This window comes from Streptomyces sp. CNS606 (assembly GCF_000426325.1).
On sequence record NZ_AUFD01000006.1, the window covers coordinates 230473 to 248452 of the forward strand.

Consider the following 17980-nt stretch of genomic DNA (forward strand, 5'->3'; position numbering starts at 1 on the left):
GACGGCATGTCGACTCATGCCAGGCGGGAACGTCTGCTTCTCGCCGACCTGCTGGAGAGTGCCGGGCCGGAGGCCGAGACGCTGTGCGGCGGCTGGCGGACACGTGATCTCGCCGCGCACCTGGTAGTACGCGAGCGGCGCGCCGACGCCGCGGGCGGGATCGTCCTCAAGCCGCTCGCCGCGCGCCTGGAGAGGGTGCAGGCCGAGTTCCGGGACAAGCCGTACGAGGAGCTGATCCAGCTCATCCGCACCGGGCCGCCGAAGTTCTCCCCGTTCTCGCTGAAGCAGGTGGACGAGGCGGCGAACGTGGTGGAGTTCTTCGTGCACGCGGAGGACGTCCGCCGGGCGCAGCCGGACTGGACGCCGCGCGAGATCGATCCGGTGTTCGCGGACGCGCTGTGGCGCCGGCTGGAGACCGTCGCCCGGCTGTCCGGGCGCCGCTCGCCGGTCGGCCTGGTCCTGCGCCGCCGCAACGGCCAGACCGTGGTGGCGCACAAGGGCACCCCTGTGGTCACGGTGAGCGGTGAGCCGGCGGAGCTGCTGCTGTTCGCCTACGGGCGGCAGCGGGTGGCCCGGGTCGAGACGGAGGGCGACAAGGACGCCGTGGCCCGGGTGCTGGGGGCGGAGCTGGGCCTGGGAGACTCCCAGGCATGAGCGATCCTGCGGGGATACCCCGTGTGCTGGTGGTACAGAACGGCCCGGACGGCGGTCCGGGCCGTTTCGGCGCGTGGCTGACCGAGGCGGGGCTGGCCCTGGACGTGGCGCACGGCTACCGGGCCGAGGGTCCGCCGGTGCCGGAGGGCCTTTCCCAGCAGGCGGTGGTGGTGCTGGGCGGTGGCTATCTGCCGGACGCCGACGACCGCGCGCCCTGGCTGGCGCGGACACGTGCGCTGGTGACGCGGGCGCTCGAACGGGAGGTGCCGGTGTTCGGCATCTGCCTCGGCGGTCAGCTGCTGGCGCAGGTCGCGGGCGGCACGGTCCGCGGGGAGCACGGGGCGCCGGAGGTCGGCAGCACCGCGTTGACGCTTCGCGCGGAGGCCGGTGAGGACGTGCTGTTCCGCGGCCTGCCCGAACGTTTCACCGCGATCGAGAACCACGTGGACGCCATCACCGCGCTGCCGCCGGGTGCGCCGTGGCTGGTGGAGAGCGAGCGCTGCCCGTACCAGGCGTTCCGGGTCGGCGAGCGGGCCTGGGGCGTGCAGTTCCACCCTGAGGCGAGCGCCGCGCAGACCCGCCGCTGGGAGCCGGAGCGGCTGCGCCGGCTGGGGTTCGACCCGGAGGAGGTCCCGGCACGGGCGGAGCGTGACGAGGCGGCGGCGACACCGGTGTGGCGCGAGGTCGCGCGGCGGTTCGCCGGCGTGGTGCACGCGGCGGCTTAGCACGGACGCGTCCGGGCGCCGGAAGGGCTCGCGCGGTCGGCCGGTCGGCGGGTCGCCCGTCAGCCGGTGACGATCCGGGAGGCGAATGCGGCGCCGGGGCTGCCGTCGCCCAGCGCTTCGACCAGCGCCTCACCGGCGGCGTGCAGCGCGTCGTCGGTCATGGCGCCGAGCGCGTCGAGCACGAAGAAGGCGCGGGTCGTCTCGTGCGTGAGGCGGGTGCGGGCGCACTGGCGCCAGTTCCACCGGCGGCACGTGACGCCGGCGTCGTCCCGCCACACCACCTCGCCCGCGCGGGGGTGTTCGACGGCCGGCTCGCCGCCGACGACGACCTCGAACGGCTCGCTGCCGTCCGCCCGGACCAGCCGGGCCGGGCCGCGGTAGTGGTCGAGGTCCTCGCCACCGAGCGGCACCAGGTGCGCCACCGAGACGGCGTTGTACACGTCGGTGAGCCGGTCGATGCGGGGCAGGCCGTCGTCCAGCCGGCGCAGCAGCGCCTCCGCGCTGGGGCGGGTGCGCCGGGGCTTGGCCCCGAAGGCGCGGAACGCCTCCTGCCAGGCGGCGAGGTGCGGGTGCTCCTCGGGCGGGAGGCCGCCCAGCAGGTCGCGGGCCCGCTTCTCGGCCGCCGCCAGATGCCGTTCACCGGTCGCGTCGCTCGGTCCGGGCCGCAGGCCCTCGGCGACCACGACGAGCGCGCGGTAGTCGGGGCGCAGTGCGGAGACGGCCGCGTCGATGCGGACGGCGTCGAGCCATTGCTGTGCGTCGGCGGTCACGGTTCTCGGTTCTCCCTGCGGGACGCGTGCGACGGAGGTCATCATGCTGCACTTTGCGGTACACCGTACTGCATCGTCGCCGGTGCCGGTTGTCTGCACCGCAACCACCCTTGCGACCAGCGCCGACGGCCCGGTAGAACGCGCCCCCAGGGCGGGGAGAGACCCCGGGCCGGACAGCGGAGAGGGGTGATCCGCCGTGCGGATCGCACTGGCGCAGACCGACTGCGCGCTCGGGGACGTGACGGACAACCTCGAGCGCGCCCACCGGATCGTCCGGCGCGCGGCGGCGGAGGGCGCCGATCTGGTCGTCTTCCCCGAACTGAGCCTGCACGGCTACGCGTTGGGCCGCGTGCCGGACGACACCTCGCTGGCCGCCGACGACGCGCGGCTGGCGGCGCTGGCCGCGCACGGCCCCGACGTGCTGGTCGGCCTGCACGAGGACGGGCGCCTGCGCCGCTACAACGCGGCCAGCTACCTCTCCGAAGGCTCCGTGCTGCACACGCACCGCAAGCTCTACCTGCCGAACTACCTGGAGTGGGAGGAGCGCAAGCACTTCAGCCCGGGGCACGCGCTGCGCGCGTTCGACACGGCGCACGCCCGGGTCGCCACACTCATCTGCAACGACGCCTGGCAGCCCATGCTGCCGTGGCTGGCCGCGCAGGACGGCGCGGAGGTGCTGCTCGTGCCGACCAACAGTGCCGACGGGCTCGCGCCCGGCGCCGTCGACACCGCGGTGTACTGGGAGGACCTGCTGCTCAACATCGCCCGGCTGCAGCAGTGCTGGGTGGTCTTCGTCAACCGGGTCGGACAGGAGGGCAAGGCGTCCTTCTGGGGCGGCTCGCGGGTGCTGGACCCGTGGGGCGGCATCGCGGCCGAGGCCCCCCGCTGGGAGGAGTCGCTGACCCTGGTGGACCTCGACGTGCGCGCGGCGCGCCGCAGGCGCCGGGAGATGCCGCTGCTGGAGGAGGCCCGTTTCGGCCTGGTCCAGCGCGAGGTGCGCCGCCTCATGCAGGAGGGCGTCGACTGACGTCCATGGGGAGCAGCGCGCCCCGCCGCCCGCCGGGCCGTTGCCCCTCGGGCAACTCCCGTTGCGCGGCGGCGGCGAGGGGAGCAGCCTGTGCGGGTGTTCGACCTCCATGTGCACGCGGCCCCCGACGTCGTCCCGCGCCGCGCCGACGACCACGACACGGTCGCCGCCTACGCCGCGGCCGGGTTCTCCGGCTGCGTGCTCAAGGCGCACTACGAGTCGACGGTCGGCCGCGCGGCCGCCGCGGCCCGCGCGCACGACCTGCCCGTGTACGGCGGCATCGCGCTCAACCAGCACACGGACGGCGTCAACCCGTCGGCGGTGGCCGCCTGCCTCGACGCGGGCGGCCGGGTGGTGTGGATGCCCACCGCCGACGCCCACACCCAGCGCGCGGCGGGCCTGCCCCGCCTGTGCGGCGCGCGGCCCGGCCTGTCGTCGCACGCCTACGGCGTCCCGCCGCAGAACCCCCTCGCCGCGCAGGCCGCACGGCAGGTGTGCGCGCTGGTCGCGGAGGCGGACGCGGTGCTGGCGACCGGTCACCTGAGCACAGCGGAGGTGCGGTGGCTGCTCCCGGAAGCGCACGCGGCCGGCGTACGGCGGCTGCTGCTCACCCACCCCGGATACACCGTGCCGGGCATGCGCGCCGAGGAGGCCGCCGAACTCACCGCGGCCTACGGCGCGTTCGCCGAGGTCACCACGTTTCAGCTGCTGCACCAGCCGGGCATGACGGCCGCACGGCTGGCGGCGTACGTCTCCCGGGTCGGGCCGGAGCGCGTGGTGCTCTCCTCCGACGCGGGCCAGCCGGACTCCCCCACGCCGCCGGAGGCGCTGGCCCTGCTGGTCGACGCCCTGGCCGGCGAGGGACTGGACGGGGGCGCGCTGCTCGCCTCCGCGTCCGAGCGCCCCGAGACGCTGGTCGTCCCGTGAGGCGGACCGCCCGCGGCGGCATCATGACGTCCGTCACGCGGTAGTTGCCGAACGGGCAACGACGGTTGTCCGCACCGCTCCCCCGCCCCCATCCTCGGGGCCATGTCGAGCGAGGGTTCCTCCAGCCTTGACCGGACGCTGGCCATCCTGCAGGCGCTCGGTTCCGACGACGCGGCCGAACGCGGCGGGCTGGGCGTCGTCGAAGTCGCGCGGCGCGTGGGCCGGGAGAAGACACAGGTGTCCCGGGCTCTGAAGGCGCTGGACCGGGTGGGCATGGTGGAACGGGACGCCGGTACCCGCTGCTACCGGCTCGGCTGGCAGGTGTTCACCCTCGCCTCCAACGCGGGGCGTCCGCGGCTCGTCGCCGAGGCGCCGCCGGTGCTGCGCAGCGTGGTGAACGTGCTCCAGGAGCGTGTCCACCTGACGGTGCTCACCGACGGCGGCGCCCTGACCGTGCTCTCGGAGCGCCCCTGCCGGGCGGTTCAGGCCACCGGCTGGATCGGCCGGGTGGTGCCGCTGCACACCACCTCCTCGGGCCGTGCGCTGCTCTTCGACCACTCCGAGGACGAGGTGCGGCGGCTGCTGGCCGGGACGTCCTTCCCCGCGCCCGAGCCGAACGGGCCGCGGGACGTGCCGGACTTCCTGGGGCGGCTCGCACGGGCCCGCGAGGCGGGACACGCGCGGGTCGAGGAGGAGTTCGAGGCCGGGCTGGTCGCCGTCGCCGCGCCGGTGCGGGACTTCCGCGGCAGGGTGACGGCCGCGCTGAACGTCTCCGGCCCGGCCTGGCGGATGGGCCAGGAACTCGACCGTGCCGCCCGCGTCACCTGCGCGGCGGCCCACCGCATCTCCCGCGCGATGGCCGGTCTGCCGGCCACGCCGCCCTCAACGGACGCGCACAGCGACAGGAGGACCGACCGATGAACTCTCACCCGTTCCCGTTCTTCAGCAGCGGGTTGCGGCTCGACGCGGACCTGCACCTGCCCGACGACGACGGAGCCGGAGCGCCGTACCCGGTGGTGGTCCCGGCCTCCGGCTACCAGGGCCTGAAGGTCATCCACCCGGAACGGTTCGCCCGGGCGCTGACCGCACGCGGCTACGCGGTCGTCGCGTTCGACTACCGCGGCTTCGGCGCCAGCGAGGGCGAGCGCGGCCGTCTGGTGCCGCAGGAGTGGGCGGAGGACGTGCGGGCGGCGGTGGACCGGGCGTCCGCCGACGACCTGCTCGACGCGGGGCGCATCGGGCTGCTCGGCTGGGGCATGGGCGGCGGCGTGGCCGTCGCCGAAGCGGCGGAGGACCCGCGGGTGCGGGCGGTCGCGGCCGTCAACTGCATCAGCGACGGCACCCGTTCGACGCGCAACATGCACGACGACGCGAGCTGGCGGAGCCTGCTGGACCGGGTGGCCCGGGACCGCGGGCAGCGGGCCGCGAACGGCCGCAGCGAGATCACCTCCCCCTGGGACATCGTCCGCCTGGACCTGGACGACCGGACCGACGGGTACGTCGGCGAGGAGCTGTACAAGGCGCCCGGCTTCGGCTCCGGGGTGAGCCTGGAGTCGGCGGACATGCTGCTGCGGTTCTCGCCCCAGGAGGTCGTGCACCGGCTGGCGCCGCGCCCGCTGCTGGTGGTGCACGGCGCGGAGAACCGGCTGCACCGCCCCGAGGAGGCCCGCGCCCTGTACGACCACGCGCGGGATCCGAAACGGCTGCGGCTGATCGAGGGGGCGGGACACACGGAGTGGATGTTCGACGAACACCCCACGTTCCGGGAGTTGGTGGAGGAGCTGGACGGGTTCTTCGCCGAGGCGTTCCCGGCGGCCCGGCACGTGGCCGCCGGCGCCGGGTGCGCAGGGGCAGGCGGGTGAGATGACGTTCCCTCAGTTCTTCGCTGACAACTGGCCCACCGTGCTGGACGCCACCCTGGCGCACGCCCTGCTGGTGCTCCAGGGGCTCGGGCTGGCCGTCCTCATCGGCGTGCCGGTCGCGGTGCTCACCTACCGCACGGGCACTCCGCGCGCGGTCGCCCTGGGAGTCGCCGGGGTCTTCCTGACCATCCCGTCCTACGCCCTCTTCGGGCTGCTCATCACCCCGCTGGGCCTGGGCAGCGGCCCGTCGATCGTCGCGTTGACGCTGTACGCGCTGCTGCCGGTCATCCGCAACACCGTGGTCGGCCTGCGCGCGCTCGACCCGGCGGTGGTCGAGTCGGCGCGGGCCATGGGCATGGGGCGGCTGCGGGTGCTGGCCACCGTCGAACTGCCACTGGCCTGGCCGGTGCTGCTCACCGGGCTGCGGATCGCGACCCAGCTGCTGCTGGGCATCGCCGCCATCGCGGCGGCCGTCAACGGCCCCGGGCTCGGCAACCTCATCCTCGACGGCCTCGCCACGGCGGGCACGCCGTTCGCCGTCTACCTGACGCTGGAGGGCGCGCTGGGCATCGTCGTGCTCGCCGTCCTCTTCGACCTGATGTACGCGGCCGTGAACCGGCTGACCACACCCAGAGGGCTCGGTGCTTGAGAAGATGACCAACGGCAGCAAGCGCGGCGACGGCGGCCGGACCGCCGGGGAGCAGCAGGACGAGGACCGCGCGATGATCCGCCTGGAGGCGTTGACCAAGCGCTACCCGGGCCAGCGGCAGGCCGCGGTCGAGGAGCTGGACCTGGAGATACCGGCGGGCCGGATCGTCACCTTCGTGGGGCCGTCCGGCTGCGGCAAGACCACCACCATGAAGCTGATCAACCGGCTGATCGAACCGACCTCCGGCCGCATCCACCTGGACGGCAGGGACGTCACCGAGGTCGCCCCGCACGTGCTGCGGCGCAACATCGGCTACACCATCCAGCAGGGCGGACTGTTCCCGCACCGCACGGTCGCCGACAACATCGCCACCGTGCCGAAGCTCCTCGGCTGGGACCGGGAGCGGATCGCCGCCCGGGTCGACGAGCTGCTGGACCTGGTCGGGCTGGCGCCACAGACGTACCGCAGGCGCTATCCCAAGCAGCTCTCCGGCGGCCAGCAGCAGCGCGTGGGCGTGGCGCGGGCCCTGGGCGGCGACCCGCAGGTGATGCTGATGGACGAGCCGTTCGGCGCGATCGACCCGCTCAACCGGGAGGCGCTGCAGAACGAGTTCCTGCGCATCCAGGCGGAGGTGCGCAAGACCATCGTCTTCGTCACCCACGACATCGACGAGGCCGTGAAGATGGGCGACCGCATCGCGATCTTCGGCGACGGCGGAGTGGTGCACCAGTACGACACCCCCGAGCGCATCCTCGCCGATCCCGCCGACGACTTCGTGTCCGACTTCATCGGGGCCGGCGCGTCGGTGCGGCGGCTGTCGCTGACCCCGCTCGGCGCGCTGCCGGTGCCCGGCTGGCCGACGGTTCGCGACTCCGCCGGCGGCGAGGAGCAGGCCGCGGCGGCGCGACGCACCGGACACGACCACCTGATGGTGCTGGACGACGACGGCCGCCCGGCGGGATGGCTGCGCGTCGAAGACGGCGCCCCCGGAGAGCGGCTTCCGCTGCTCACCCCGCTCGGGCCGGACGCCACGCTCTTCGACGCCCTCGACCGCATGCTGGCCGCCAACTCCTCGGCGCTGGCCGTCGTCGACGGGGACGGCGGCTACCGGGGCGTGGTGACCATGGACGCGGTCCGCGAGCTGATCAACAGCACCGCCGCGCACGCTCCCCGGCCGCACGGTTCCGGCGGCTCCGACGCGCTGCAGGAGGTGTGAGCCGGTGCGTGCCCTCGTCCGCTACGGCGCCACGCCCGTCGCCCTCGCCCTGGTACTGACGCTGCTGGCGTGGTACGTGTCCGCGCAGCCGCACGACCTGATCGAGCAGCGCAGCCTCAACTCCGCCTACCTGCTGAGCCGGACGGTCAAGCATCTGGAACTGCTCGCCGTGGTCACGGTGCTGATCCTGCTCGTCGCGATCCCGACCGGTGTGCTGCTCACGCGCGGCCGGGCACGGCGCCTCTCCGGACCGGTGCTGGCCGTGGCCAACGTGGGGCAGGCGCTGCCGTCGCTGGGGCTGATCGTGCTGCTGGCGGTGGCCTTCGTGAGCCTGGGCGTGAACGAGATCGCCGTCATCGCCTTCGTGGCATACGGCATCCTCCCGGTGCTGCGCAACACCATCGCCGGGCTCCAGCAGGTCGACCGGTCGGTGATCGAGTCGGCGCTCGGGATGGGCATGACGCGGCGGGCGGTGCTGTGGCGCATCGAACTGCCCCTGGCCGTTCCGGTGATGCTCGCCGGCGTGCGGACGGCGCTGGTCATCACGGTCGGCACGGTCGCGCTGGCGACGTTCATCGGCGCGGGCGGGCTGGGCGACGTCATCTCCAACGGCATCGCCTCCCACCGCAACCTGGTCCTGGTCACCGGCAGTGTGCTGGTCGCGGTGCTCGCACTGGCCGTGGACTGGCTGGCGGGCATCGCCGAGGACCTGCTGCGGCCGCGCGGGCTGTGACGGGGCCGACGAGAGGAGTGAGGAAGGTGAGAGACGTGCTGCGACGTGCGCGCAAGACCGTCCGGCGGGCCGTCCGGCGGGCCGTCGGGGGGAGCCACCGGCGCGATCACCGGTGCCTGGCCGCGGTGCTCGCCCTGACCGCACTCGCGGTCACCGGCTGCGGCGGGTCGGCGGCGCAGGGCGCCGACGTCACCGCGAAGGAGCTGCGCGGCGGCTCGCTGGCCGAGGACTTCGACCTGTCCGGAGCCCGCTTCACGGTGGGATCGAAGGAGTTCACCGAGCAGAAGATCCTCGGCAGCATCACGCAGTACGCGCTGCGCGCGGCGGGCGCCCGGACGAAGGACCAGACCGGGCTGAGCGGTTCGACCATCGTGCGCGGCGCGCTGGAGAACCGCGAGATCGACATGTACTGGGAGTACTCCGGCACCGGCTGGACGCAGTACCTCGGCCACGACCGGCCCGTGGAGGGCGCCCGGGAGCAGTTCCGCCGCACCGCGACGGAGGACCGGGAGAAGAACGGCGTGGTGTGGCTCGGGCCGACCCGGTTCGGCAACCAGTACGCGATCGCGCGGGCGAGCGACGTCACCGGCGACCTCGCGGACGTCGACGAGCTGAGCGACCTGCGACGGTACGGTGCCGCACACCCGGAGGAGATGACGCTGTGCGGGGCGGCGGAGTTCCTGGACCGCGAGCTGCGGGCGATACAGAAGACGTACGACGTCGGCTTCCCGGCGCCGCAGGTCTACCAGAACGCGCTGGCGCTCAACTACGTCAACGTCGCGAAGGGCAGCCCGTGCACCTTCGCGGAGGTCTTCACCACCGACGCGCGCATCGAGTCGCTGGACCTGACGGTGGTGAAGGACGACCGGTACCACTTCACGACGGAGCTGGCCGCGCTGACGGTGCGTGAGGAGACGCTGAAGAAGCACCCGGAGCTGGAGCAGCTCGCGCAGCGGCTGGGCGAGAAGCTGACCGAGGACACGATGATCGAGCTCAACGGCATGGTGGACCTGGAGGGCCGCTCCCCCGACGAGGCGGCGCTGCACTTCCTGCGGGAGCACGGCTTCATCGGCGGGCGGTGACCGCCTGAGCACTCGCGCGGGCGGCGGAGGGTTTCAGGCCCTCGCGCGGGCGGCTTCGACGCGCTGCTGCTCCTGTTCGGCGGCGGCCATGCGGTCCAGGTACGCGTCGGCCGCGTCGTCGATCAGGTCGGCGGCCTCGGTGAGCGTGATCTTGACGGGGAACGGCGGCATGGACAGGCCGGTGCGCTCCTCGATGAGCACGCTCAGCTCGGTGAGCGACAGCGAGTCCATCTCGAGCTCGGCGAAGGTGGCGTCGGGGTGCAGGTTCTGCTTGGGGAGGCCGAAGGTCTCCATGAGGATCTGCATCAGCAGGTTGAAGGCCACGGTCATGGCATCCTCCCGGTGGCGTGGACGGCCGCGCATCTCCCACAGTGCCGCCGCACCCCTGGGCCCCGGCGTATCCGCGGGGCGGAGGCCGCCGCGCTTCACCCACGTGGGCCATGGCTCGCTCCGCGGTGTGGGCTGGTGGGGGCGGTGGGCGGGGTGGGAGGGTGACGGGGTGACGCTGCCTTTCGACGCCGTGCTGTGCGACATCGACAACGTAATCCGGTACTACGACCACACCGAACTGGCGCGGCTGGAGGAGGCCGAAGGGCTGGAACCGGGGACGACGGCGAAGGTCGCTTTCTCCGACGGGGTCGACGGGCCCCTGCTGCGCGGCGAGATCACCAAGAGCCGGTGGCGGGAGTCGATCGTGCGGGGGCTGACCGGGCAGGTGCCGGAGGATGCGGCACGGAGGCTCGTCCGGGCGTTCGGGCGGACGCCGACACGGGCGGACGAGACGGTCGTGGAGCTGCTGCGCCGGGCGCAGCGGCACGTGCCGGTGGTGCTGGTGACCAACGCGACGCGCGAGCTGGCGCAGGAGCTGGAGCCGTTGGGGCTGCTGGCGCACTTCGGTGACCGGATCGTCAACAGCGCGCTGGTGGGGGTGGCGAAGCCCGACCGGCGGATCTACCTGCGCGCGGCGGAGCTGGCGGGGGTGCCCCCGGAGCGGTGTGTGTTCGTCGACGACCGGGCGGAGAACGTCGAGGCGGCGGCCGCGCTGGGGATGACCGGTGTGCATTTCCGCGGTGTGGAGGACCTGGCGCGGGTACTGGAAGGGCTGCCGGGGTGAAGGCCGAGCCGTGCCGCACGGTCCGGAGCGGGGCTACGTGCGGCTGTGGCCGTGCTCGGTGAGGATCCGCTGGAGTTCGCGGGCGGCGCGAGGCGGTGAGACGTCGCTGCGGTGGGCGACGGAGACGGTGCGGTGCAGGCCGGGCGGGGCGAGCGGGGTGCGGCGCAGGCCGGAGCGGGCGGCGACCATGCCGGGGACGACGGCGACGCCGAGGCCGGCGCGGACGAAGCCGAGGACGGCGTCCATCTCTCCGCCCTCCACGGCGAACACCGGGTCGAAGCCGGCGGCACGGCACGCGGAGACGGTGAGGTCGCGCAGGTCGTAGCCGCGGCGGAACATCACCAGGGGCCGGTCGCGCAGGTCGTCGATGCGCAGGCGGCGCCGGTGGGGGAAGCCGGTGCCGGGTGCGGAGACGACGACGAGTTCCTCGGTGAGGAGTTCGGTGGTCGTCAGCGCCGGGGCGGGTCCGGCGAGCGGGGTGATGACGAGGGCGAGGTCGAGCTCTCCGGCGGCCAGGACGCGCACCAGGTCCTGCGAGCCGCTTTCGTGGACGACGAGGTCGACACCCGGGTAGCGGGCGCGGAAGGTGCTGAGCACGTCCGGGACGAAGCCGGCGCACAGGCTGGGCGGGGCGCCGAGGCGGACGCGGCCGCGGCGGAGCCGGGCGACCTCCTGGACCTCGCGGCGGGCGGTCTCGGTGTCGGCGAGGATGCGGCGGGCCAGCGGGAGCAGTGCCTCGCCCGCGTCGGTGAGCGAGATGTGGCCGCGGGCGCGGTGGAACAGGTCGGCGCCGAGTTCCTTCTCCAGCGCGCGGATCTGCTGGGAGAGGGAGGGCTGGGCGACGAGTTCGCGGGCGGCGGCGCGGGTGAAGTGCCGGGTCTCCGCGACGGCGGTGAAGTAGCGGAGCTGCTGGAGCTGCATACGACCAGCATAGGTGTTCTCTATGGAAGCCAGCGTTTTCATGTCTTGGACGGATGAGCGCGGTGCTTCCTACCGTCGGGACATGGCACTGGTGACGCGGGAGCGAAGGCCCTCCCTGGCGGGGATGCTGTGGCGTTCGACCGTCGGGAAGAAGGCCGTGATGGCCGTGACCGGCCTGGCGATGCTGCTGTACCTGGTCGCGCACATGCTGGGGAACCTCAAGGTGTTCTTCGGTCCCGGGGACATGAACGGCTACGCGCACTGGCTGCGGACGATCGGGGAGCCGTTCCTGGGGCCCGAGTGGTTCCTGTGGCTGGCGCGGGTGGCGCTGCTGGCCGCGGTCGTCGCGCACGGGGTGGCCGCGTACCAGCTCAGCCGCCGGGACCTGGCCGCGAGGCCGGTGGGGTACGCGCACCGGCGACGCCGGGCGAGCTACGCGACGAGGACGATGCGCTGGGGCGGGATCATCCTGGCGCTGTTCGTGGTGTGGCACGTACTGGACCTGATGACGGGGACGGTGCACCCCGGGTTCGAGCAGGGCCGTCCCTACCAGAACGTCGTGGACACCTTCTCCACCTGGTACGGCAACGCCGTCTACGGCGTGGCGATGCTCGCGGTGGGGCTGCACGTGCGGCACGGCTTCTGGAGCGCCGCGCAGACGCTGGGGGCCAACCGGCCGCACCTGGACCGTGCGCTCAGGCGTGCCGCGGACGTGCTCGCGGTGGCGCTGACCGCCGGGTTCCTCGCCGTACCGATCGGTGTGATGACGGGAGTCGTGAGCTGACATGAGCACGGACAGCACGGGTTTCCGGGTGGGTGAGCCGCTGACGGACGCGGCGGCCCCGGACGGCCCGATCGCGGAACGCTGGCGACGCCGGCGCTTCGAGGCGAGGCTGGTCAACCCGGCGAACCGCCGCCGGCACACCGTCATCGTCGTCGGCACCGGCCTGGCCGGCGGGGCAGCGGGCGCGACGCTGGCCGAACAGGGGTACCGCGTCGTGCAGTTCTGCTTCCAGGACTCGCCGCGCCGCGCCCACTCGGTCGCCGCGCAGGGCGGCATCAACGCCGCCAAGGACTACCGCAACGACGGCGACTCCGTGCAGCGCCTGTTCTACGACACGGTCAAGGGCGGCGACTTCCGGTCCCGCGAGTCGAACGTGCACCGGCTGGCGGAAGTGTCGGTGGAGATCATCGACCAGTGCGTGGCGCAGGGCGTGCCGTTCGCCCGCGAGTACGGCGGGCTGCTGGACACCCGCTCGTTCGGCGGGGTGCAGGTCGCCCGCACCTTCTACGCGCGCGGGCAGACGGGGCAGCAACTGCTGCTCGGCGCGTACCAGGCACTGTCCCGGCAGATCGCCGCCGGGCGGGTGGAGATGCACCCGCGCACCGAGATGCTGGACCTGATCGTGGTGGACGGCAGGGCGCGCGGCATCGTGGCCCGCGACCTGGTGACCGGCAGGGTGGACCCGTACTTCGCGGACGCGGTGGTGCTGGCCAGCGGCGGGTACGGCAACGTCTTCCACCTGTCGACGAACGCGAAGAACTCCAACGCGACCGCCGTGTGGCGCGCGCACCGGCGCGGGGCGTACTTCGCCAACCCCTGCTTCACCCAGATCCACCCCACCTGCATCCCGCGCTCCGGCGCGCACCAGTCGAAGCTGACGCTGATGAGCGAGTCGCTGCGCAACGACGGCCGCATCTGGGTGCCGCGGAGGGCCGGGGACGGACGGGCGCCCGGTGACGTCCCGGAGGAGGAGCGGGACTACTACCTGGAGCGGCTGTACCCGTCGTACGGGAACCTGGTGCCGCGCGACATCGCGTCCCGGGCGGCGAAGAACGTGTGCGACGAGGGCCGCGGCGTCGGACCGGGCGGGCAGGGCGTGTACCTGGACTTCGCCGACGCGCTGGCCCGGCTGGGGCGGGACGCGGTGGCGGAGCGGTACGGGAACCTGTTCGAGATGTACGAGCGGATCACGGCGGAGGACCCGTACCGGGTCCCGATGCGGATCTACCCCGCGATCCACTACACGATGGGCGGGCTGTGGGTCGACTACGACCTGCAGACCACCGTGCCCGGACTGTTCGCGATCGGCGAGGCGAACTTCTCCGACCACGGTGCCAACCGGCTCGGTGCCTCCGCGTTGATGCAGGGTCTCGCGGACGGCTACTTCGTGCTGCCGGCGACGCTGGGCGACTATCTCGCCCGCGGGGCCGCGGCGGGAACCCTGGGCGAGGTCCGGCACGACCACCCGGCCGTGCACGAGGCGGTGTTCGCCGTCTCCGACCGGCTGTACGCGCTGCTGTCCAACAACGGCGACCGCACCCCGGAGTCGTTCCACCGGGAGCTGGGCGCGCTGCTGTGGGACGCGTGCGGCATGTCCCGGACGGAGGAAGGGCTGCGGCGCGCGCGGGAGCGGATCCTGGAACTGCACGCCGAGTTCTGGGAGCGCGTGCGGGTGCCGGGTGGCGGCGAGCAGCTCAACCAGTCGCTGGAGCAGGCCAACCGGGTCGCGGACTACTTCGAACTGGCGGACCTGATGTGCCGGGACGCGCTGCACCGAGAGGAGTCGTGCGGCGGCCACTTCCGGGAGGAGAGCCGCACCCCGGAGGGCGAGGCGCAGCGCGACGACGAGCGGTTCGGCTACGTGGCGGCCTGGGAGTTCACCGGCCCGGGCGAGCCGCCGGTACTCCACCGCGAGCAGCTCGCTTTCGCGTACGTCCACCCCACCCAGCGGAGCTACCAGTGAGCACGACACCGACGACGATGACGCTGACCCTGCGGATCTGGCGCCAGCCCGGCCCGGACGCGCCCGGGCGGATGACGCCGTACCGGGTGCCGGGCGTCAGCCCGGACATGTCGTTCCTGGAGGTGCTCGACACCCTCAACGAACGGCTCGCCGAGGACGGCGAGGAGCCGGTGGCGTTCGACCACGACTGCCGCGAGGGCATCTGCGGCGCCTGCGGCGTGGTGATCGACGGGCAGGCGCACGGGCCGGAGCGCACCACCGCGTGCCAGCTGCACATGCGGCACTTCGAGGACGGCGCGACCATCGACGTCGAGCCGTGGCGCGCGGGCGCGTTCCCGGTGGTGCGGGATCTGGTGGTGGACCGTTCGGCGCTGGACCGGGTGATCGGCGCGGGCGGGTACGTGACGGCGCGGACCGGCAGCGCACCCGACGCCCACGCGGTGCCGGTGCCGAAACCGGCGGCGGACACGGCGTTCGACAACGCCGAGTGCATCGGCTGCGGAGCCTGTGTGGCCGCCTGCCCGAACGGCTCCGCGACGCTGTTCACGGCGGCCAAGGTCGTGCACCTGAACGCGCTGCCGCAGGGGGCGCCGGAGCGGGAGTCGCGGGTGCTGGACATGGTCGGGCGGATGGACGACGAGGGGTTCGGCGGCTGCACCAACACCGGCGAGTGCGCCACGGCCTGCCCGAAGGGCATCCCGCTGACCAGCATCGCCGCCATGAACCGCGAGTACCTCCGCGCCGCCCGCCGGCGCCCCGGGAGGTAGGCCGGAGCGGCGCCGCCCGGCGGGCCGCGGCCTCCGGGGCGCCGTCGGGCCCGCTCAGCCCAGGCGCCGGGCGAGTTCGACGCGGGAGCGGACACCGAGCGTGGCGAACGTGTTGCGGAGGTGGTGCTCGACGGTCCGGGTGCTGACGGAGAGCCGTTCGGCGATCTCCCGGTTGGTGGCTCCCTCCGCCACGCAGCGCGCGATCCGCAACTGCTGGGGCGTCAGCGCCCGCAGGGCGTCGCCCGGTTCGGGATCCGGGCCCTCCACCGCCGCTCCCGTGGCGCGCAGTTCGGCGCGGGTGCGCGCGGACCAGTGGACGGCTCCACACCGCTCGAAGCCCGCGAGCGCGGACCGCAACCGGTCACGCGCTTCGAGCAGCCTGCGAGCCCGCCGCAGCGCCGTGCCCCAGAGCAGTTCGGTGCGGGAGCGTTCGAAGTCGGCACCGGCGTCGTCGTGCAGGGCGAGCGCACGGACGTAGTGGCTGCCCGCGCGGCCGGGGTCGGCGGCCAGCAGGGCCCGGCAGCGGGCCAGTTGGCCCGGCGCCTGCGGGTCTGCCGTCCACGCGGTCCACGCGGCGAACTCCGCGACCGCCTCCGCCGTGCCCTCCGTCCGGCCCGCCAGGACAGCCGCCTCCACGAAGCAGGGCACGGCGAGCATGCGCAGGGCCCAGTGGCCGACCGGCGCGGGGGGCCGCACGAGCGGGGCGAGGCGGCCCACCGCCTCGCGGGGGCGCCCGGCGGCCAGGTCGGCGCGGGCGAGCGCCCAGGCGGCGAGGGCCCGCGTCATGCCGAGTCCGTGCGCGGCCGCGGTCTCGGTGGCGGCACCGGCGTGGGCGAGGCAGCCCGGAGTGTCGCCGGTCACGAACGCCGTCATGGCGAGCAGGGCGTGGTGGTGGGCTGCGGCGTTGCGCTGCCCGGTCCTCTCGGCGAGGCGGAGACCCTGGGTGGCGTGCGCGTGGGCCCGTGCGTGGTGTCCGGCGCGCAGCTCCGCGTACGCGAGGTACTCGGTGATCTGCGGCAGGAGGGTGCCGCGGTCCTCCGTGCGGGCGAGCGCCAGCGCGCGGGTCGCGGCGTCGAGGGCGGCGGTGATGTCGCCGACGACCAGGGCCACGACGCAGATCCGCAGCAGTTCGGCGGGCGTGGAGCTCGGAAGGCCGCGGGCCAGGGCTCGCGCGAGGAGGGACGCGCCCTCGGCGAAGCGGCCGTGGAGCACGGCGGTCATGCCGGTCAGGTAGGCGTCGGGCGGCGCGGACTCCGGATGCAGAGCGAGTCCCCGGGCGAGGGCGTCGCGGAAGGTGTCGAGGTCACCGTCCAGCCATGCGGCCTCGGTCGCTGCGTGGACGGCCTCCAGGGCGAGCCTGCGGTCGTGCGGGGCGAGCAGGCGGGCCGCGAGCAGGAGGAGTTCGCGGGCGTCTCCCACCGGGCCGCCGCGGAGGTCGAGCAGGCCGCGGGCCAGAGCGGCACGGCCACGACGCACGTCGGAGTCGGGTGACGGCGGCCCGGGGACGCGTCCGAGGAGTGCTTCGGTGCGGCCCGGATCGTCGGCGAGCCGGTCGAGGAGGGCTTCGATCGCGGCCAGTTCGGGCGTGCGGGGGCGCGGGCGGAGCGGACTGGTGCTGATCGGCATACCGGTCACCCCGTCGAGGTTACGGAAAGGCGGGGACGGGTGGAACGGTGCGGGCGACGCCGCCCTCCCCAACCGGAGGGCGGCGTCGCCGGGCACTGCGCGGGGACGGCGCGGGGTCACCCGCCGTGCGGGCAGTTGCCGCGGTACTCCTCGATCTCCGTGCTGGGGCCGGGGATCGGGCAGAGGAACTGCTCGTACCGGGTGTCGTCGTCGATGAAGCGCTTCAGCCAGGAGATGCTGTACTTCGCGATCGTGGTGTCCGGCGAGTTGGGCGCGAAATGGTTGGCCCTGTTGAGTTCGAGGTAGGCCCGGTCCAGGGAGCCGGGCAGGCTCTCGTAGAAGGGCTCCGCGTGCGAGGAGACGGGGGCGATGGAGTCGCCGTCGGCGCCCACGATCAGCGTCGGGACGCCGACGTCCCGCCAGGTCTTGTCGAGATTCCACGGGGTGAGCGGAATCGCCGCCTCCAGCGAGGGCCGGTCGACGGCGGCCTCGAGGCTGCCGCCGCCTCCCATGGAGTGGCCCATCACGCCGAGCCGGGAGGCGTCGATGCGGTCCCTGACGGAGCTCCGCTCCGTCAGGTAGTCGAGTGCGGCGAGGAGTTGGCGGCCGCGGGAGGCGGGCTGGTCGAGCCGGGTGAGGGTGTCGATGGTGAAGACGACGAACCCGCGGGAGGCCAGCCGCGGCCCGTACCAGGCCATGCTGGACTGGTCGGCCGTGTAGCCGGGGGCCACGGCGACGGCGCCGAACGTGCCGTCGGAGGTCTCCGTCGGGTAGTAGACGGTGCCGCCGCCGAACCCGGAGACCTCCAGGGAGGACACCCGGTCCTCGGCGACGTCGTAGTGGCCCCGGGGCGCCTCGACGCTGTCCTCGGTGGGGTCGGGACCGCGCTCGTAGGGGTTGTCGGCGGCGGGCGCGGTCGCCGGGGCGGGAGCGGGGGCCGCCTGGGCGCCGGGGGCCGGCCCGGTCAGGGTGGCGAGGCCGAGGGCCAGGACGGCGGTGAGCCCGGTGCCGGCGGCGCGGACCCTGCCGCCGCGCGCGGGGCTTCTGCGGGGGGTGGTGCCGGGGTGCTGACGCATGGGGGGAGCACATCCTTCCGGTCGCGGATGCCCTCACGGTGCCCTCGGGCGCTGCTCCGCGCATCGGTGGAATCACCGGTCTCC

The 17980-nt window shown here is 74.0% G+C and carries 19 protein-coding genes; 14 read left to right on the forward strand and 5 right to left on the reverse strand.

Annotated elements, in window-relative coordinates:
• The first annotated feature begins 6 nt into the window (after positions 1–6).
• Together K304_RS0102795 and K304_RS0102800 are read left to right on the forward strand one after the other, a co-directional pair.
• Entirely contained in the window at positions 7–654 is a 648-nt protein-coding gene (locus K304_RS0102795; RefSeq protein ID WP_027762496.1) for a TIGR03085 family metal-binding protein, read from the forward strand.
• Positions 651–1379, forward strand: coding sequence for a type 1 glutamine amidotransferase (locus K304_RS0102800; RefSeq protein ID WP_037789064.1), 729 nt, complete (start codon positions 651–653; stop codon positions 1377–1379). The genes K304_RS0102795 and K304_RS0102800 overlap by 4 nt, the downstream gene beginning before the upstream one ends.
• Before the next feature lie 59 nt (positions 1380–1438).
• Here K304_RS0102800 and K304_RS0102805 read toward each other — a convergent pair whose 3' ends face one another.
• Positions 1439–2149, reverse strand: coding sequence for a phenylalanine--tRNA ligase beta subunit-related protein (locus tag K304_RS0102805; protein ID WP_027762498.1), 711 nt, complete (start codon positions 2147–2149; stop codon positions 1439–1441).
• A gap of 196 nt (positions 2150–2345) precedes the next feature.
• Between K304_RS0102805 and K304_RS0102810 the strand changes: the two genes are divergently transcribed.
• The 8 genes from K304_RS0102810 (at position 2346) to K304_RS0102845 (ending at position 9645) form a co-directional block, all read left to right on the forward strand.
• Positions 2346–3176: a nitrilase-related carbon-nitrogen hydrolase gene (locus K304_RS0102810; RefSeq protein WP_027762499.1), complete on the forward strand. Its 831-nt coding sequence runs from the start codon at positions 2346–2348 to the stop codon at positions 3174–3176.
• A gap of 96 nt (positions 3177–3272) precedes the next feature.
• Positions 3273–4103, forward strand: a complete 831-nt coding sequence (locus K304_RS0102815) for a DUF6282 family protein (RefSeq protein ID WP_027762500.1) — start codon at positions 3273–3275, stop codon at positions 4101–4103.
• Positions 4104–4205: 102 nt separating this feature from the next.
• Complete coding sequence (locus tag K304_RS27000) at positions 4206–5024, forward strand: IclR family transcriptional regulator (protein WP_037789066.1); 819 nt, start codon at positions 4206–4208, stop codon at positions 5022–5024.
• Positions 5021–5965, forward strand: coding sequence for an alpha/beta hydrolase (locus K304_RS27005; protein ID WP_051307766.1), 945 nt, complete (start codon positions 5021–5023; stop codon positions 5963–5965). Before K304_RS27000 ends, K304_RS27005 begins: the two co-directional genes overlap by 4 nt.
• 1 nt (position 5966) lies before the next feature.
• On the forward strand, positions 5967–6614 hold the full coding sequence (locus tag K304_RS27010) for an ABC transporter permease (RefSeq protein ID WP_037789067.1): 648 nt from the start codon (positions 5967–5969) through the stop codon (positions 6612–6614).
• The gene (locus tag K304_RS27015) at positions 6607–7830 is read left to right on the forward strand and encodes an ATP-binding cassette domain-containing protein (protein WP_199779549.1); all 1224 of its coding nucleotides are present in this window, start codon (positions 6607–6609) and stop codon (positions 7828–7830) included. The genes K304_RS27010 and K304_RS27015 overlap by 8 nt, the downstream gene beginning before the upstream one ends.
• Before the next feature lie 4 nt (positions 7831–7834).
• Entirely contained in the window at positions 7835–8563 is a 729-nt protein-coding gene (locus K304_RS0102840) for an ABC transporter permease (protein WP_027762501.1), read from the forward strand.
• Positions 8564–8598: 35 nt separating this feature from the next.
• Positions 8599–9645: a glycine betaine ABC transporter substrate-binding protein gene (locus K304_RS0102845; protein WP_199779550.1), complete on the forward strand. Its 1047-nt coding sequence runs from the start codon at positions 8599–8601 to the stop codon at positions 9643–9645.
• A gap of 33 nt (positions 9646–9678) precedes the next feature.
• On the opposite strand, the gene K304_RS33215 is transcribed toward K304_RS0102845, so the two are convergent.
• Positions 9679–9975, reverse strand: a complete 297-nt coding sequence (locus K304_RS33215; protein WP_037789069.1) for a phosphopantetheine-binding protein — start codon at positions 9973–9975, stop codon at positions 9679–9681.
• A 169-nt stretch (positions 9976–10144) separates the two neighbouring features.
• Here K304_RS33215 and K304_RS0102855 point away from each other — a divergent pair, with 169 nt between their 5' ends.
• Positions 10145–10759, forward strand: a complete 615-nt coding sequence (locus tag K304_RS0102855; protein WP_027762503.1) for an HAD-IA family hydrolase — start codon at positions 10145–10147, stop codon at positions 10757–10759.
• Positions 10760–10792: 33 nt separating this feature from the next.
• Here the strand turns inward: K304_RS0102855 and K304_RS0102860 are convergent, their stop codons facing one another.
• Positions 10793–11680 carry a LysR family transcriptional regulator gene (locus tag K304_RS0102860; protein ID WP_027762504.1) on the reverse strand — a complete coding sequence of 296 codons (888 nt, stop codon included), beginning with the start codon at positions 11678–11680 and terminating at the stop codon, positions 10793–10795.
• A gap of 82 nt (positions 11681–11762) precedes the next feature.
• Between K304_RS0102860 and K304_RS0102865 the strand changes: the two genes are divergently transcribed.
• From K304_RS0102865 to K304_RS0102875, 3 genes are read left to right on the forward strand one after another with little or no spacing between them, the layout of a single operon-like run.
• Positions 11763–12464, forward strand: coding sequence for a succinate dehydrogenase cytochrome b subunit (locus tag K304_RS0102865; protein WP_037789071.1), 702 nt, complete (start codon positions 11763–11765; stop codon positions 12462–12464).
• A 1-nt stretch (position 12465) separates the two neighbouring features.
• The gene (locus K304_RS0102870; protein ID WP_027762506.1) at positions 12466–14427 is read left to right on the forward strand and encodes a fumarate reductase/succinate dehydrogenase flavoprotein subunit; all 1962 of its coding nucleotides are present in this window, start codon (positions 12466–12468) and stop codon (positions 14425–14427) included.
• Positions 14428–14444: 17 nt separating this feature from the next.
• On the forward strand, positions 14445–15194 hold the full coding sequence (locus tag K304_RS0102875) for a succinate dehydrogenase/fumarate reductase iron-sulfur subunit (protein ID WP_027762507.1): 750 nt from the start codon (positions 14445–14447) through the stop codon (positions 15192–15194).
• A gap of 54 nt (positions 15195–15248) precedes the next feature.
• Here K304_RS0102875 and K304_RS27025 read toward each other — a convergent pair whose 3' ends face one another.
• Both K304_RS27025 and bdeA read right to left on the reverse strand, forming a co-directional pair.
• Positions 15249–16820 (reverse strand): response regulator transcription factor, encoded by a 1572-nt coding sequence (locus K304_RS27025; RefSeq protein WP_051307769.1) that lies wholly within the window; start codon positions 16818–16820, stop codon positions 15249–15251.
• A 116-nt stretch (positions 16821–16936) separates the two neighbouring features.
• Positions 16937–17896 (reverse strand): bis(hydroxyethyl) terephthalate hydrolase, encoded by a 960-nt coding sequence (bdeA, locus tag K304_RS0102885; RefSeq protein ID WP_027762508.1) that lies wholly within the window; start codon positions 17894–17896, stop codon positions 16937–16939.
• Positions 17897–17980 lie beyond the last annotated feature (84 nt).